Origin of the sequence: Pseudomonas mucoides (assembly GCF_015461845.1) — a bacterium.
GTDB lineage: Bacteria > Pseudomonadota > Gammaproteobacteria > Pseudomonadales > Pseudomonadaceae > Aquipseudomonas > Aquipseudomonas mucoides.
The window spans coordinates 71,986-87,588 of the sequence record NZ_JACOPW010000012.1; the positions used below are offsets into that span (position 1 = coordinate 71,986).

General features: G+C 53.4%; 21 protein-coding genes. 4 read left to right on the forward strand and 17 right to left on the reverse strand.

Annotated elements, in window-relative coordinates; all coding sequences use genetic code 11:
* Window positions 1-235 precede the first annotated feature (235 nt).
* Entirely contained in the window at window positions 236-934 is a 699-nt protein-coding gene (locus H8F22_RS31215; RefSeq protein ID WP_078465989.1) for a hypothetical protein, read from the reverse strand.
* Between the two features lie 243 nt (window positions 935-1,177).
* On the opposite strand from H8F22_RS31215, the gene H8F22_RS31220 reads away from it, so the two are divergent.
* Entirely contained in the window at window positions 1,178-1,606 is a 429-nt protein-coding gene (locus tag H8F22_RS31220) for a hypothetical protein (RefSeq protein ID WP_078465990.1), read from the forward strand.
* A 133-nt stretch (window positions 1,607-1,739) separates the two neighbouring features.
* Here the strand turns inward: H8F22_RS31220 and H8F22_RS31225 are convergent, their stop codons facing one another.
* The 14 genes from H8F22_RS31225 to H8F22_RS31290 all read right to left on the reverse strand — a co-directional run bounded on the left by H8F22_RS31225 (window position 1,740) and on the right by H8F22_RS31290 (window position 11,468).
* Entirely contained in the window at window positions 1,740-2,183 is a 444-nt protein-coding gene (locus H8F22_RS31225; RefSeq protein ID WP_078465991.1) for a hypothetical protein, read from the reverse strand.
* A gap of 31 nt (window positions 2,184-2,214) precedes the next feature.
* On the reverse strand, window positions 2,215-2,736 hold the full coding sequence (locus tag H8F22_RS31230) for a hypothetical protein (RefSeq protein WP_078465992.1): 522 nt from the start codon (window positions 2,734-2,736) through the stop codon (window positions 2,215-2,217).
* 65 nt (window positions 2,737-2,801) lie between these two features.
* On the reverse strand, window positions 2,802-3,167 hold the full coding sequence (locus H8F22_RS31235) for a hypothetical protein (RefSeq protein WP_078465993.1): 366 nt from the start codon (window positions 3,165-3,167) through the stop codon (window positions 2,802-2,804).
* A 169-nt stretch (window positions 3,168-3,336) separates the two neighbouring features.
* The gene (locus tag H8F22_RS31240; protein WP_194941100.1) at window positions 3,337-3,819 is read right to left on the reverse strand and encodes a hypothetical protein; all 483 of its coding nucleotides are present in this window, start codon (window positions 3,817-3,819) and stop codon (window positions 3,337-3,339) included.
* A gap of 28 nt (window positions 3,820-3,847) precedes the next feature.
* On the reverse strand, window positions 3,848-4,270 hold the full coding sequence (locus H8F22_RS31245; protein ID WP_194941101.1) for a hypothetical protein: 423 nt from the start codon (window positions 4,268-4,270) through the stop codon (window positions 3,848-3,850).
* Between the two features lie 132 nt (window positions 4,271-4,402).
* Entirely contained in the window at window positions 4,403-4,975 is a 573-nt protein-coding gene (gene orn / locus H8F22_RS31250) for an oligoribonuclease (protein WP_194941102.1), read from the reverse strand.
* A gap of 76 nt (window positions 4,976-5,051) precedes the next feature.
* Entirely contained in the window at window positions 5,052-5,513 is a 462-nt protein-coding gene (locus H8F22_RS31255; RefSeq protein ID WP_078465997.1) for a hypothetical protein, read from the reverse strand.
* 97 nt (window positions 5,514-5,610) lie between these two features.
* Entirely contained in the window at window positions 5,611-6,228 is a 618-nt protein-coding gene (locus tag H8F22_RS31260; protein ID WP_153045978.1) for a hypothetical protein, read from the reverse strand.
* 990 nt (window positions 6,229-7,218) lie between these two features.
* Complete coding sequence (locus H8F22_RS31265) at window positions 7,219-7,434, reverse strand: hypothetical protein (protein ID WP_078466001.1); 216 nt, start codon at window positions 7,432-7,434, stop codon at window positions 7,219-7,221.
* A gap of 834 nt (window positions 7,435-8,268) precedes the next feature.
* Window positions 8,269-8,787, reverse strand: a complete 519-nt coding sequence (locus H8F22_RS31270) for an NADAR family protein (protein ID WP_011923119.1) — start codon at window positions 8,785-8,787, stop codon at window positions 8,269-8,271.
* 217 nt (window positions 8,788-9,004) lie between these two features.
* Window positions 9,005-9,595, reverse strand: a complete 591-nt coding sequence (locus H8F22_RS31275) for a glutathione S-transferase family protein (RefSeq protein ID WP_078466004.1) — start codon at window positions 9,593-9,595, stop codon at window positions 9,005-9,007.
* 168 nt (window positions 9,596-9,763) lie between these two features.
* Entirely contained in the window at window positions 9,764-10,561 is a 798-nt protein-coding gene (locus tag H8F22_RS31280; RefSeq protein WP_078466005.1) for a hypothetical protein, read from the reverse strand.
* Between the two features lie 187 nt (window positions 10,562-10,748).
* On the reverse strand, window positions 10,749-11,075 hold the full coding sequence (locus tag H8F22_RS31285; protein WP_078466006.1) for a hypothetical protein: 327 nt from the start codon (window positions 11,073-11,075) through the stop codon (window positions 10,749-10,751).
* A gap of 75 nt (window positions 11,076-11,150) precedes the next feature.
* A complete protein-coding gene (locus tag H8F22_RS31290; RefSeq protein WP_078466007.1) occupies window positions 11,151-11,468 on the reverse strand; it encodes a DUF5983 family protein in 318 nt (105 codons plus the stop codon).
* Between the two features lie 296 nt (window positions 11,469-11,764).
* Here H8F22_RS31290 and H8F22_RS31295 point away from each other — a divergent pair, with 296 nt between their 5' ends.
* The gene (locus H8F22_RS31295; protein WP_169904092.1) at window positions 11,765-12,460 is read left to right on the forward strand and encodes a GNAT family N-acetyltransferase; all 696 of its coding nucleotides are present in this window, start codon (window positions 11,765-11,767) and stop codon (window positions 12,458-12,460) included.
* A 351-nt stretch (window positions 12,461-12,811) separates the two neighbouring features.
* Here the strand turns inward: H8F22_RS31295 and H8F22_RS31300 are convergent, their stop codons facing one another.
* Window positions 12,812-13,132, reverse strand: a complete 321-nt coding sequence (locus tag H8F22_RS31300) for a hypothetical protein (protein WP_169904091.1) — start codon at window positions 13,130-13,132, stop codon at window positions 12,812-12,814.
* Between the two features lie 515 nt (window positions 13,133-13,647).
* On the opposite strand from H8F22_RS31300, the gene H8F22_RS31305 reads away from it, so the two are divergent.
* Window positions 13,648-13,950 (forward strand): hypothetical protein, encoded by a 303-nt coding sequence (locus tag H8F22_RS31305; protein WP_169904090.1) that lies wholly within the window; start codon window positions 13,648-13,650, stop codon window positions 13,948-13,950.
* A gap of 52 nt (window positions 13,951-14,002) precedes the next feature.
* Entirely contained in the window at window positions 14,003-14,191 is a 189-nt protein-coding gene (locus tag H8F22_RS31310; protein WP_169904089.1) for a hypothetical protein, read from the forward strand.
* A gap of 61 nt (window positions 14,192-14,252) precedes the next feature.
* On the opposite strand, the gene H8F22_RS31315 is transcribed toward H8F22_RS31310, so the two are convergent.
* Window positions 14,253-15,566 (reverse strand): phospholipase D family protein, encoded by a 1,314-nt coding sequence (locus tag H8F22_RS31315; protein ID WP_169904088.1) that lies wholly within the window; start codon window positions 15,564-15,566, stop codon window positions 14,253-14,255.
* Between the last annotated feature and the right edge of the window lie 37 nt (window positions 15,567-15,603).

Sequence of the window (15,603 nt, forward strand, 5' to 3'; positions counted from 1 at the left end):
GAGCCAGCAAGCTGTTCGGTAATAGTGTTGTGAAGGTCGATACCTCTCTCACTGAACCGTCCGACAGTGCTGGCGTCGCTGCATTGGACCCAAATTCTGTCCCGCAGCGGGGTGGTTTCAAACCAATATTCGAGAGCCAATTTCGTTACTCCGTAACTGGCCATTTCGGCCCGTGTGACACCAGATTTTACCCGTAGGCGTGGATTGAATCCAAGGTGAGGCTCTTAATCAGGGCTCACCGTTCCTCGGCGAGGATCTCATCGATCAACTCGCCTGTAAGCATTTCCATTTCCGCAACGCGCGCTTTGGTACCGGTGACGGTATCGAGCTGCTCAAGGTAGGCATTGAGGTGGCGGTATATGGCCAGCGGCTTGGGCGGTGCTGTCACCTCTTTGTAGAAGGGGCTAGTCATCCCGAGTTCGTAGGCAAGACCGGATAGAGCAGCTATCACGACCTCTTCAGCGGCGAGTGCCCAGTTCAAATCCAAGGTGCTGATGTCGACCCTATCCAGTAGGCACCCATTTGCCCGGAACCTCTGCGTTAGCTTGCTGGATGTAGGAAATCTCTCACCACGGGTATGCTCAATAGCCAGGACGTCGATGTACTCAGCAACCAGTTCTCGGTCCTGCCTCAGGCGTGTGTAGTTTATTAGTCGGCCGGCGTGGAAAATTGCGCTAGGACCACCACTGTTGGCTTCCACGATATCACTGTCGCTGCGATGTCCTTCCAGATCGCTGTAGTTCATTTCTGTACGCAGATCACCGAAGCAGCTGAGGTCAGGGTTTCCTGCCTCTAGCTGGGCGTCACAAGGCTCCAGAAAGATAGCCTGCAGAACGTCCATACGGCACGTGAATTGGGAGGGGAAGGTGAGCATGACCCCCTTAACGAAGACGTCGACGTTGTTAAGTGCGGGGCGGGCAGTGATGAGGTCCATAATTATGTCCTTATGCGAATATGCTTATGCTGCGGTCACTTTGCCAGTGCCAGAAGCCCATGGCAGGTAGTTAAGCTGGCCGCCAAAGCCCCATCCCCTATTACATACCCGCTTTTGAAATGACGAAACTGGATGCAGTCGGGGAGGACGCTGAATGTATCGATATTCGGTAACAGGGTTTTGGGTTGCTGTACTGCTGCTGTGCTTTATGTTGGAGGTCTTCTTCAATTGCAGGAGTCACCCATGCAAGTCAGTCAATTCAAATGGGACCGCTTTCATCAAGTCGATGTGTTCAGCCTGGTCGAGGGTGATCAGGTCATCGTTGCAGGCAGCATGGTCACCGTAGCAGCCCCAGCTTATGAAAAGGATGGTCAAGTTCACCTGCCGGCCGCGCCAATCGAGCAAGCAGTAATTTTGGTAGACTTCTCCGATACGGCTGCAACTCGCGCCATGGATTACGTAGGGTCTTCAGTCCATGACTTCGGGGACGGTACGGCGATCATTGCCGAACTCGATGGGTCTACAGACCTGGTCTACTCACCTCGACTGCCCAAAGCAGAGCTAGAAGCTTTCTGCCAAGAGCATCTTGAGCGATATCGGGCGTTTAACTCCCAGCACAGTGAAGCTATCGAGGAAGGTGAACCGGTTCCCATGGAGCCATGGTGGGCTTGATACGAATCATCACCCCTCGCTCTCAATGAGTTTTGATTTGAGTGAGGGAGTGGGTTGACCCAGATAGGGTGTTATTGGCTGATAGTACGAGATACAAGCTGGTTTCAGAGTTCAGAATGCCCTAGGGAACGTCTCATTCTGGCTTCGCAGATCCCTGCGCCGCTAGTGACGCCAGCAGCTTATCTTTGGCGATCGACACAGTAGGAATTCCCGCATAAAACCGATAGATCTGATGGGTTACAGATTCGGCTTCTTCTCCGGTATCTCCTGCCCTGATGGAGAAAGAGTCACGCTCCTGCAGCGCGATATCGGTGATCGCCGAGAGTTCAGGCTTCAGCAGGAAGCCCTTGAGCAGCACTGAGCCGAACTTGGTTTGACCTTCAGGGGAAAGCCTTTGGTATCCATCCCAAACCATCGCGTACTGCCGTGCGCTCATCTCAGAGTGCTGCCAGTAATAATCTGAGCTCTTAGAACCAGCCCAAATCGCGCAGCCGGTTGCCAGGATGAAGAACCAAGTGCTGGCAAAAATGGATTTCTTGGTCGCTGCAATTGGTTGTTGAGGTTGTTCGGAGAACATTTGAGTCCTGATAGTGTTTAACCGGGGGCACTCAACGAGATCGAATGCCGAACGTCTGGTAAAGAAGGATGAGGCCTCGGCTGTAACGGCGGTATTCCTCATCGGTTTCGAGGTGGTCAGCATACCCAACCCCGAACTCTCGAGTAAGCCCTTTGCGTAACACCCAATCGATGAACAGTGGTCGCATCACCGTTTCTGCGAGTCCGCGCGTTTCGTGCACCCAGCACAGTTCGGCCGCCGGCGTGACTACTTGTACCAGGGAGCCTTCACCCTGGATGTACTTTACGGCCCAAACATCTGGCGTCGTATCCATAGCAATAGAGAACCAGATATCTCCGCTGGGTTGATCACTGAGCTTCGTTAGCGAGCGTTTTCGATAGGCATTGCTGACCATGCCTTCAAAAGCGAAGCCAGGCGTGAAGGTCGCACGATCAGTACCAACAATCAGGCGAGGTCCGAAATAATCCAATTGATCCCGAAGGATCTTGGACAATTCCGGGCCAAGCCGGCGCATGTAAAAAGGCTCGACGTAAACTTTAGGCTTGTCGGTCATAGGATTCCTCAAGTAGGAATGGAGTGGTCGGGTAACACTGCTCGGTGAGACCCAATATCACGGCACTACGTGGGAACAACGGAAAGCCTGCCCAGCGCCTGGTGACGCTTCAACCGATCAGTTGTAACGGGAACACCATCTGCAAAGTCGCGAAAGAGGCGAGCAGCTTCTTTGTTGACCAAGCCTGGCAGCGCGGACGCATTGGTAAGTGCAACCAAGCAAACAAGGCGGATTGCAGCATTAATCCGACTTCGCTCCGTGTCGACCTGGGATGGGTCAACCGGGAAGGGCCGGCGCGCTTGATCTATGGCCACGAGACACTGGTGAGTGGTGATGATGGAACTAAGGTCTATATCGGTCCCCGCGAGAACCTCGGCAAGAAGCGAATTGATTTCATCAGTGCGAGGTAGGACATTTTCAACGTAGCTCATTGGGGGATCACCCACTGACAGCGAGCTCCAGATAATAACCCAGGGGGAGTGCATTCCATTCCGGACGTAGGCATCGAAATTCAGCAGGCTCGTTTGACCTCAAGCCTGACCTTTTGTAATCAGGCGTTGAGAGGGAGAGCAAATAGCCTACAGGGACTCACTTCGGGTGCTACCGGGGTGAGAGGGCTCGTGCCTCAGCCACTGCTGCACGGAACGCATCCTTGCCGTCCAATCCCATAAACTCAAAAAACTCCTCCTTAGGCAGGGCATTCAGCCAGCTACGGTATTCCTCATCCGACATGTCGTCGATCATGTCGGCTAGGCTCAGGAGCTTAGGTAGCAGGCTCTTGTAAGCGTCGTTCTCGCTCAGATCCTCAGGCGCAGTGGGTGCTGATGTCGTCACCTCTTTCTCGCCTTGTGCTGACGTTTTGCGTGATGAATATCCAAGTGCGATCTGGATGATCATCCGCTCAGCTTCCTGGAACTCATCACCCTCGACTGCGAAAGCCATGCAAATGCTGGCCAGCTCATTCATCAAGCTGCTCGGTGGTAGCTTTCCGTGCTTTCTCCAATGGAGGACATCGGCGGACAGCTGGCTTAAGTTTGCCTCCACAAAACCGCGGGCGGCCAGTCGTTGAATCTGTGCAGTCATGGGTACAGGCCTCACTTAGTGATTGGGGTCATTCAATTGGAGCCAGGTTCAACGCGCTCAGCATGTTGTTGTGAGCATTACCAATTGTTGGGATGTATGCGACGGCGTGGCCTTCAGCATTCGTCCAGCGAAAGGCCAAGTAGAAATGGTACTCAAGAGGACTGGCAGCGCCCGGCCAGCCCGCCAAATATCCTTCAGCAGCTACATTGCCAACGTTATGACCGCCCCATGGGCGAATACCGGCGATCTGAATTGTTGTAGCGTTTCGAGCGCCTTCCATCTTCTCCCGGATCTGAGCCTTGTTGTGCGGGTGCATAGGCCTTTGGGGCATGAAACGACGAATCTGGCGGATTTCATTCCTCAGAATTTGCTTCCAGAAATAGGGGCGGTCGACCTCCAGTCGAAAATCAAGGCTGACCAGATCGCCGACCTGGAATTTCGGTGTAGGCATTGTGGCTTCAGCTGAGCTGAATGGCTGAGTAGGGGAGGTGACTCGTGTCATTGGTATGGCCTGGGTGCTTGTAATGTGTCAATCCTAAGGGGCATACGGCTGTGCCAGAACCCTAGGTCATGAGCAGCTGTTTTAATCACGCTCGATCAGTGGCGCGAGCAGTGCACGGTATGTTTTGGCCTCCGCCACTGACTCAAGAATGTCAGGCAAGGCTCGATGCTGCTGGCGCTTCGAGGGTTCGAAGGAGGGGGATACCGTTTTCAGGAATTCTTTCACTGAGGAGATATCCAGATTCCGGTAGTACAAGAAGTCGTGAAGTTCCGGCATCTGGGCTTCGATGAACATCCGATCGAAGTGGATGCCACTCCCACACAGCGGCTCGACTTTCTTGGTGACACCGTTCTGCCGGTAGAACTGAATCAGTTGGTGTTCCGCGGCCTTGAGAGTAGTGAAGGACTTGACCACCTCATCGAAGAGTCCGTTATTCGTATGCATGCGCGTGACAGCCTCATCACTTAGCTCGAGGACACTAACCATGGGCTGCTGGATCACGATTGAGGTACTGGCCAGCACAGTGAAGTGTTCATCAGTGACCACTGCCCCAATTTCGAGGATACGGTGTTCGTAAACTCTACGGTCGAAGAGCTCAGTAAAGCCTGTGGTTTCCAGGTCAAGCCATGGGAGCCTGCGTTGAGATCGGGTCATTGGGTCATCCTCCATAAATTGATGTGCCCATTGTCCAGCCGGCTTGGGTGTGCCACCACCCAAACTACGCTGCCATTCACTCGTTAAAACTGGCCCTCGGGTCAATGCAATGCTCCGGTGGAATTCCAGCTAGAGTGCGAATGGCATCGAACTCCTGAACCGCCGCCCACGCCCCGTTACCCGGATCAATGCGCCCTGATACGTACACTGGGAAGGGGACGCGCTCGACTTCACCGTATGCCCTGGGATTGGCGAGCATTTTGGCCAACTGCGACTCGTGATCCAGATAGGCCTGCTTGTTGAATTGAGCAACCAGTTCCTCTGTAAGGATGTCAGCACCGCACGCGATCAGGCCGACCTGGCCGTTCACCAGCCGCTCGAATGCTGCCTGGTCTTGATGGTAGACATTTGGGTCGTACTGTTCAGGTGTGAGGCGGATAGACAGTCGGTGCTTGGCACCGTTGCTCAGCTGTACCTGGTAATGGTGCTCACCGCGATATGCGCTGAGGAAGTTGAAGACAGGGGATGTGGTGCGCATGGTCAGCTCCGGAGTTTGATGAGGACCATGCAATCGTAAATGCCCCTGCTAGTGCCAGAAGCACCAAGCTTCGCCAGGGGCGTTGGCACTAACAGATCTACTTGTAGCTTGCTGCCGCATACAAGAATACTAATACCAAAACGATCACACTCGTACTAAGGATTCCAAATGTAACTGAACGCATGCTCTTCCGTGTGTTGAGCGCAAATGTCGGGATGTATGTCATCACACCGAAAATCAACAGCAAGCTAACATACCCCAATAGAATGGAGAGCAGGCTAGGATCGTTACTTGAAAATAAGAACGGAATTGCAGTGATGCTTATGAATATCAGGCAAAGGTCAGCGCCAGTGTCGACTACTCGCCTCAATACGTCGTGACACCATAGAAAAGCCCCATTTTGAGGCTCTTCAGTGCTATAAAACAAATATGTGATGCAAGCCAGGATTGCGCTTCCAGCCAGCATCAGCGTGATTGTGCTGATGCCTATCTGCTCGTCTAAAACTTTGTTCCCAAACACCGACAAACTTTCAGCCTGGGTGATGAGCGTGAGCAGTCCCCCGAGTGCGAAATAGAAGATCATGAAGCCGGCACGGTCGGCCAGATGCTTTTTCAGGTATCCGAAGTTGAAGCTGATGTCCTCTCGGATTGGAAGGATTATCTTGCTGCGCACTGAGTTAAAGCTGCGTTTTAAACGCTCAAAAAAGACTGCCATAAACATCCCTATCGTTGTGGAACGGAAGAAACCGATCTGTCCTAATTCCCAGACTCTTGTGGGCAACTAGCCCCGCTTAGAAATCGACGTACGCTCGGCCACCAAGTTAGCCCTGTGCCGGTCTAGAGCCATATCCAGCTTCGACGCGGCGCTCTCAAGGTTAGTGCTTAGCTGGCTGGCGGGGGCGAACACGTCCCCCGAGCTTGAAAGCTGCAGAGCCCTCAATTCTGCAAGGGTCAGTGTAACCTCAGACTCCGACTCAAGCTCCTCTTGGGTGTATTCGCTGAACAGTGTCATGCCTAGTATCCACTTCCTCAGTTGGGAATTCATTATCCCTGCCACCTGAGCATTAGCTAGCCAAAGCGGAGGCCTGAAAAAGTTTTCACAGCAGGTTCTGGCACGCGAATTTTGATGTGAGGATTGCCTCCTCAACGAATGCTGCCATCCGAAAGCGCCGGTGGCAGTGAATCAACGCAAGGCGCTTGTACCAACTGGAGATTCAAACGTGGTCACTCACTACTCGCAAGACCTTGGCACCTCTTCCTGCGGCCGGACCGGTTCAACCCTGGCCATCACCCAAGAACGTGGGCAAGTCTCGTGCAAGACGTGTCTGCGCTCGATGGAGAAGGCAGCACCAACACAGCTGACTGAGGGCCAGTCCGCGCCAGCTCAACAACCAAAGCCGCTGGTCACTCAACCTCAGCGATCGGTACAGCACGCGTCGTCCAAACTTACCGCTCGTGCATCCTGGGGTAATCGTCTGGCGCAGATGCCCGGTCGCAACCGCATGCCGCGCGGCAATGCTCAACAGGTGTACATCTGACTTTCCGCTAGGGCACCTAGACGGGTGCCCACTACACTTCCACAACCCTTTGAGTGCATCACTCTCCAAGCTGACGCTCTCAAGCTCGTTGCCCGCCTCAACAGGATCCTTGTTATCTCCTATCTCTTCACAAAACGTGAACTAATTTTGCTGTCTGACCTGCCCCATCAGTAAGGCGGAAAGTTCTCCACCTGATAGTTCCAAGCCTCCATTTGCTTTTTCTTTGCCATGTACTCAGGTGTCTGGGCAATCCCGTGCTCGTCGATGCCGTAGCGTTGCTCATCGCTCAGCATGAGGGGTAACACGTACACCACAAAAACCACCATTGCAGCGCCTACAACAGCTGAGAAGCCCAGGCCGAATACTAATCCGCTTACAACCATGCGCTCACTCCTAAAAGAGATCCGGTAACTCATTATTGTCCGCAGCTAACCGTGTCGCCAGCATTCCCGGCCTATTGGATGATATTACGGGACATAATTGCTCTCGACTGAGAATTGGTCACCCTTGGCTTAGCCCACAAAAACATGAATGACTAACGCAGTCAGAAGGGTCGAGCCAATCCATGCCAATACACCAAGGATCCAGGCGGGAAGCCCCTGTTTGAAAGGGTCCCAACCCCATGTCCAAAGTGCAACCATAGGAAGCCAGTGCAGTCCCGCCTTAGGGACATCCTGCATGTTCCCACCGATCACAGCAGTAATTGCTGCCAGAACGAGGAGGGTGGTTAGCAACCACCTTGCTCCCCTGATTGTTCGCTCAAGTGGAGGCTCTACTAGCTCAATGCCGAGTACCTTCATACCGGCAGCGCCAATTTGATGGCTTGAACTTTTGTGGGCCTGGTGTAGGACTGTTTCAGAATTGAGCCTGGCAATCTCATGGGGAATCTCTGTCACGATGTGAGGCCATTTATAGGCTAGACATCGCTCAGCGCCAAACCAAAATGACAGGCTCGAATTTACGCTGATCGCAGAATATGCGGGGGACCTGCGACGGAATGGAAGCCCTCCAGGTACTCAGCATGCTGCCGGGTGCCTGCCTTCAGGTTTTTGAGCGCCGATTCCTGAAGGCTGAGGCCATCTACCCTGGCCCGCTGGCCTTCGCGGTAGGCCAACGATTTTCTATCTTGGGATCTGATCATGATTGACTGCTGTGTTCGGCTCTACTTTCTAGACGAAGAAGTATCGGCAGGATTTATGTCAATTTGAGGGCCGCGCTTATGTATACCGCCTATGGGGGTGGCCCGCGTTGATCTCGGCTACTATTTTCGACCTGACGCTATTGAGCGCCAGCCCAAGTATGTTCGAGCCGCGCCAGTTGCGCCGGTCCAGGATGCGTGGATTGGACTCCCAGAGTTTTACGCCATAAACCCCATCACTCCCGCTTGCCTCAACAAACTCAAGATCACCTGTGTTGATCATTTCAAGTTTGAGATCCTCATGCTGAGTGAACTTGGCATACAGAGCATGTAGAAGGATTGCTTCCCGCCTCTCAACCCAAACAGCCTCGACGAAACCATCGACCTTGCGCCCAATAGCTTTCTGTTCAGCGGGATCATGGGTAGCCATGATTTCCGCAGCGCGGACTTCATCTCCAAAGAGGCGGGCCTTCGCGAACATGAGCATCTGTTCGACGCAATTGAAGATAATCCCCTTGACCGTGAACGGGCGCAGGTACCAGTTGCTGTATATCTCGCTCTTGTGGTGGAAGAGCAGGAACCCATTAGCAACCTTCACGGCCAAACCTCGGACAGCAATAGCTCCACAAACGTTGCCTCACCACTGAAACTACACGAAGCGAATTGACCGAGACTCCACCTAAGCGCCCGCACATCAGCCAAGCAGTCTAGGGTTTCTATGGGCGTTAGTGTGAATGAGATAGTCACAGTCATCTGCAATGGCCTTTGGCGAGGGTGTTTGGGCCAACCTAGGTTGGCCCCGTGATCTGCAAGCCTTAAGCCGCAGCGTTCTCAGATTTGTGCCCGAGGCTTGCTTGGAAAGATCGCAATGCAAACAAACGGTCTGCATAGGCGGACAGATCACGGAATGTTTTGAGGCTAAGCCCCGCTTGTTTTGCCGCCCAAAGCCAAGGACCAATTGTGACGTCCATTACGCTGATTTCATTGCTCGCGAAGTAGGCGTACCCCTGAACCATGCTATCCATTTGTTGCAGGTACTTACGCATGCTTGTCTGTGCGGCAGCGTCACCTTCTTTGGCAGCTTCCAACAGGGGGAAGAGTTGCTTATGAAAGGAGCGGACCTGCTTGCGGTAGATGGCACGACTAGCGGTGTTGGCAGGGAGCAGTGGGGGCTGGGGGTGTTGCTCGTCGATGTACTCGATGATGATGTCGAGTTCGCCGGTTGTCACGTTCCGATCACTGAGCGCCGGGGACTCAACGACATCGACTGAAAGCGCCAGATCGGCATGCTGGGCCATGTCCAGCTCGATGTATTCCAGACCTTTGACTTCGGCTGCAAAGCGGACGATATGCGATTGTACGCAGCTAGCAGAAGTGAACAGTTTGGTAGTTGAGGAAATGGACATTTGTGTAGCTCCGGATTGCTTGGCTGATGGGTGTATATTAAAAGCTCTTGTGTGTGCCACCAGCTACCGAGCCCGGAATTAATGACTTTCGCATACCCGATCTTGGGGAATGAATGTGGACCAACCCGGCTATTGGCCAGGTCGGTAAGTTGACTTGATTATGACGCTTTAGGCTGCCGTTTTTACGAGCGGCGGCGCCAAGTACACACCTTGGATTGCGCTTTCACGTTCCGATGTGGTCAACGACCACCCAAGGGTTTTTGCAATTGCATCAACTCCCTGTTCTGCCTGTTCGATTGTCGCGTAGTAGGTATGGATTCCAGCTGGGCCACGGGCCGTTTCCGCGATGTGTGCCACACGTTGCTTGCTCTGTGCTTTAGTCACGACCAGCACCAGTGCCGACAATGACGTGTGAGGGTAGTCCCCGCTGATTTCGCTAGCCACAGAGAAGGCGTCACGATCATTCAGATTTGATCCCATTCTGGCTGCGCGTGCCATTGCGCATTGCTCTTCGGAGATGAAGTCCAGAGGCGTTGCCGATTCAATTCCTGCCTCGGGGCTCGGATACACAGGCACACCGGAGTGCCAGCCATGGAAGCGGAGCTGCATCATGAAAACACCCCACTCTCGAACCGTCAGCTGTTTAGGCATCTTGGAATGCTCAGGCTTGAAGCGCTCGTAAAAAGCGTTGTCCAGGATTTGAAGCATCATTCGAACTGCACGGTTGCACACCTGGTGATCACAAGAGTCACTAGCGTTGCCTTCGGGCGTATCCGCGAATGCCTTCTCCTTGGCTGCAACAGGTAGGAGAAGGCGCAGCAGTTCAAAGGAGTATTCCAGGTACAGTTGATTGCGTGCAGGACTGAACGGCTTGCTCGCGATCTCCCCGGCGATGTGAGGCGCCCGGATGTCTGAAAGCAGCTTCACCAGCGACTCAACTGTAAATTTTGGGGTCTGGGAGATCATGAGGTTTGTCCTTGCTGATTTAATATGAGGCCAGTTTCAGTCTGTTTTTGCTGTGCCAGAAGCAACGGTGGCACTCATTTGTTCCCCTCAAATAAAGTGCCGGCAGCGGCCTTGATCTCCCAAGGCGGGGACTCAATTAAGGCGCTGCTGACCCATGAATCCGCAGTTCGGCCTTTGCTCGATAAGATCAGGAATTACTCAGGATAACGATGAAGTGATTCCCGCTGAAGGGGCCTTCCCCAATTGCAACCCTGAGCTTATCGACGACGTGCTCCCACCCGGGCATGTCGCTATCGGAGCCCTCACCGGTCATTGATGGGTCGACGAAGATTGCAACGTCAGCAATGTCGCCTTCGCTGACCGGGCCTTGCCGGGAATGCCATGTCATCGCCTGAGAGTTATTGAGCCAGCTGATGAATTCCGGCTGTGCGAACAACTCTGGTACGGACAGCTTGATGCCCGTGATAGTGCTGGGAACAGCTGATGCAATTGCGTGGCGGATTTGAGCGGACATGGACGAACCTCTTATTGAGTCGGATTGGGTGGTAGCTATGGCTTGCATGGGAAGCCAGCAATTACTGATGGGTGATCACCAGCTGTAAGTTGGAAGTCCGTCGACCGCATCAACAGCCTGGTCAAGCTGCACCCATGTCCCGCTCCAGGTTTGTCCGCTAGCTGAGCAGGGGAGATCTTTCGTTTTCAGCCATGCAGCGATGTCCTGGAGGCACCTAGGGATTTCCTCCCCCGCGGCAACCTTTTCCTCGATGCTTTTCAGGGAGATGAAGAAGCCGTACGGCCACGCTGCGCAGGGAACCCAGGCGTTCTCATTGCCCAAGGCTGTGAGCGTCGCTGCAACCTCTTGAGTCAGGTGGCTGGTGCTGATTACAGGAAGGGAGATCAACTCCATGGGGGCATACCTCATCGCTTGATTGATGAGCCATATTCAGGACGAAATCGGTGTGCCAGAACCCCATAATCGCTAGATAAACCGGGCAGATTCATTCCCCCGGGCAGGGCTTGTAATGGTTTCCCTGCCGTGTGCATATCGGCAAAGCCCTCGTGTAAGGTCGGGGTCTGGAATCGCGTGTCATAAGCCAAAAGGTAGCCCTACTTTTTGGCGAGGGGTGGGTACCTTGTTATATTGCCGCGAGACCGACAGGCCGGTACCAGCCCCGCAGGATCATTTACCTATTGAGGATGCAAATGCCAATCTCACTTTTTGACAGCGCGCCGCCGCCCCGGGATGTTACCCATCAGGTCCTGCAAATGGTCGTGTCCAATCTGACGGAACTGAGCATGCTGGCGGTGCCGCCTAGCAACCACCTCTATGAGATCTACAAGTGGGCTGTCCCTGCTGAGGTGAATCTCTACATTGATCGAATTGGGCAGGTGCCGATCGCTCCTGTTGAGTTGCTTGTGGCATTCGATGAAGAAACCCCGGGGCATGTCCTGGGGTTTCTGATGTACTTGCCTGTACCGACACATTCCGATGCTTGTGGTGTTACCTACATGGCTGTGCAAAAGACGCACCGAGGGCGCGGGATCGGTTCGGCAATGATGAAGAAGGCAATCGAACGGTACCCGCACGTCGAGCTGACCTGCCCGGTAGCAAAGGTTGGCTTCTACGAGCGACTAGGGTTCCAAGTGCTTGATACCCACAACACCCAGGTGGTCATGAACACGAGGAGCGCCAGCACTGAGGGTCAGATGGCGATTGTGGATGTGGAACCGATTTACCGCTCCAGCCAGGCCCTTGAAATCAGAGACAGGCTTTTAGCGCGCTGGGGCCGGAAGGAGATGGTGAATGCTGAATCTCAATTGAACCGGCACGTAGCCCAGCTTCAACGGCAGGCCGTCGCGTTTGTCGGGGGCAGGCTGGGTAGTGGAGTGAAGGCCTAGCCTCAACGCTCTATCGGGCCGCCAAAACGAGACCCAGCGAATCGATTCGCTGATGTGCCTCTTCCACGGAATCGCAACAATCAATCCAGAAGTCAGGATCTGCTAGGACTGATATGGCGATCGGTGGAACATCCGGGGACGCTTCAGTCTGAGGGCCTACAATGACTTGGGCGCCGCTGCGTAAATAGTTGGCCATGTCTGTGCGGGTTTCTGGAAACACCTTCAGGACGTGTGCATGCTGTGCTGGGGATAGCCCTGTAAGATCAGGCGGGGACGATAGAAGCTGTTTCATTCTATTGGGTTCTCATTGGCAGGGTTGACCGTCTTGCAACCGGGTGAATGGTAACCAGATTACCGGAACTCAGCGCACTGGCGGTCGGCTTCAGTTTGAGCAAGGCCTTCAGCTGCTTTGCCGGCCTCAACAAGGTCCGTGTACATTTCCTCAGTGTATCCCGATTGCGCCATCTCACCGTTGGACCAGCCGGCATTGAAGCCTGCGTCGCACTTGGAAACAAGAACAATCCCCCATACCTGATCGCTATCGTCCTTCTCGTCGGACGCATAGTGCGGACCTGATGAAACCAGCCCCTCGATCTCGTTGGACCAATAGAACTCTACCTGAGGCATGTCACGGCCGAGCAGGGTGAAGGGGATGAGCGGTGCGCTAGACATTTTGATTCTCCGCAGATGCTTGGATGGAGTAAGCATGAGAGCTGTTGCTGCGTGACACCATCACTCGCATAACTCTGGGCGCAGTCGTAGATCCACTAACTCTCCGAGGGTCAGCTCCCCGGCCAGGTACCGATTCAGTTCAGGCAATGGTTCGGACCCGACGCCAACACCGCTGAGGTCTTCTCGAAGCCTCAATTGGCGAAAAGCCAGTGCCCGGGATCGCTGCTCAGGGTTGAGGAGGGCGGATCTAAGAGTGCGCTCAACTGTGTCGCGGTCAGTAATTGCCATTAGTGAGCCTCAATGGGTGTGGACTTGGCCAGGCTTTCATCATCTGCATGGTCGACAGTGAGGCTAACCCATGCACCCTGCATTCGATACCCAACAAGAGGTTCAACAGCGTCTACTCGTAGCTGGCGGAAAATCATCGACGGGCTGTTGGCACGGTTTTAAGTGACCGAAGATTACTGCGTTGAGAAGATGCCCATCCTGGGCAGCGAATGTTGTTAGAGGATCGTATGGCTGATACACGCAAAATGACCAAGGCTCAGAAATTTGTAGCAGACATGATCAAACACCGTGGCTTGGAGTTTGTTCAGCTGAGCATGCAGGTCGAGGTAGATGGTGACATCGGGACAATCGTCGGAATGAACGACAGCGCGAACCTCAACGTACGATTTTCAAATCAGCTAAAGTACGGGAAGCATGTTCACAACTGCCATCCATGCTGGAAAGTGAAATACTATAGTGCTGAGGGGAAGTGCATCGCTCACTTTGATGGTGATAAGTGTGTATTCCGCCCTGATCAGACTGTTGAATGAACTTTCACATCCAGCGGCCAATTACACGTCCTACTTAGTCAAAGGCTAAAGAATGCAGTCATCAGACGAATCAATTTCTAAAATTACTATGTTCACAAAGGGCTCAGATGGGGTTTGGCTACCTGTGATCATTGACCCGATGGGTGATGCTGATAGAGAAAAGGACATCGAGCAGTATCTCGAAATTCAACGGGTTGAGCGCCAAACCCTGGAGAGCCAGGGCGAAAAGGTTCTAGGCTAAAAACAGTGCAATTCGCGCTGTGCAAACGTAGAGAACAGTTTGATTTGACCAGCTTTGCCGTTCAGTCATCACTGATCAAGGTCGCTACTAGGATTGGTTGGTTGCTTCGGGCGGTGAACATCATCGTGACCGAAACCTTGCTATACAACCCTCCAAAATACTCATCAGCATTCACACCGGCGAGCCGCTGTTTCAAGGGTGTGGTGCTGGTAATGTGTTTGGATAGGAGGTTTTCGAATGCATCGTGATCCGAGTCAATCCAAGCTTGCAGGTCGGTTCTCAACTGGGCAATTGGCTTGAGCTTCTTGCCCTTTGTTTTAGCCCTTGGAAGATGCGTTCCAAGCACTTCTGTTTTCTTGATGGAATAGCTTAGAGCCACTGAGAGCAGCTTTACTCCGTTGGGTGCTGAGAGCTTCACAACCATCGTCGTGTCCGAGGACATTGCTCTGAGGTCTTCTGGCTTCACAGAAAGCTCAATCTGAACGGTCTTGAATGGCGCAGGCAGGATTCCGCGAATCTTCATGCTCTGAGCTATCTTAGTTATCTGCCTCCCAGCCAGGCGAGCCCAGCCGACATGCTTCTGATTGAGGACGCAAAGGCATCGAGAGCCCTTATCCAGCGGAGGCAGGATCTTGTTTCGCTTCTTCCAGCTAAGCAGGTCGACCCCGGGCTCAAACCGTAAGCATGGCGATGCTTTGGTAGGGGTTACAGTGCCTAGATGGTTAATGCCAGACGGATGTGCGGATTTCACTGTCTCTTGGAGTTCAGCAAGGGCTGCCGATTTCCTCGATCGCCTCTCACCCTCCAGGCGAAGCTCTTGAGCATTTAACCGTTCCGCATTCGCTCGTTTTGCATCAACTTCAATGGTGCGAAGTGACTCATTGAATCGCTCGTATGCCTCCTTGCCGCGCTCTACATCCTCAGCCATCTGGTGGAACCAATCCCAGTCGACCTGAACTAGATCTGGATCAGTAGTCCATTCCCGCACCAAATTTCGTACTGACTCACAGGTTTTGTCTCGAGCTGAACCGTCGAAACAGACACTCAGCTCCTTGTTCCACCTCCCTCCCTGAGTCAGGTTTTGGCTCCCTAGGGTGACAAACTCATCCTCATCCATGATCACTTTTGCATGCAGCTTCGGCACTACGAAGACTTTACACTCCTTTTTGAGTAGCTGTTTGAATGCATTCAGCTTTGACGCACCGCTGAGAAAATCGCGGAGATCGAAGCGTGTATAGAACGTAGCTTTCTTGTTCGCGAGCAGCGTTAGAGTAGGGTTCTTCGTGATGTAGGGGGAGAGCACGGTAAGTTGAGACTGAGCACTGGTGATCTGTTGAATCCACCGCGGGGCCATCTTCGTTCGAATGCGGATCATCGGTCCTACCCTGGAAAGCCGGAAATGTACGTTAGGC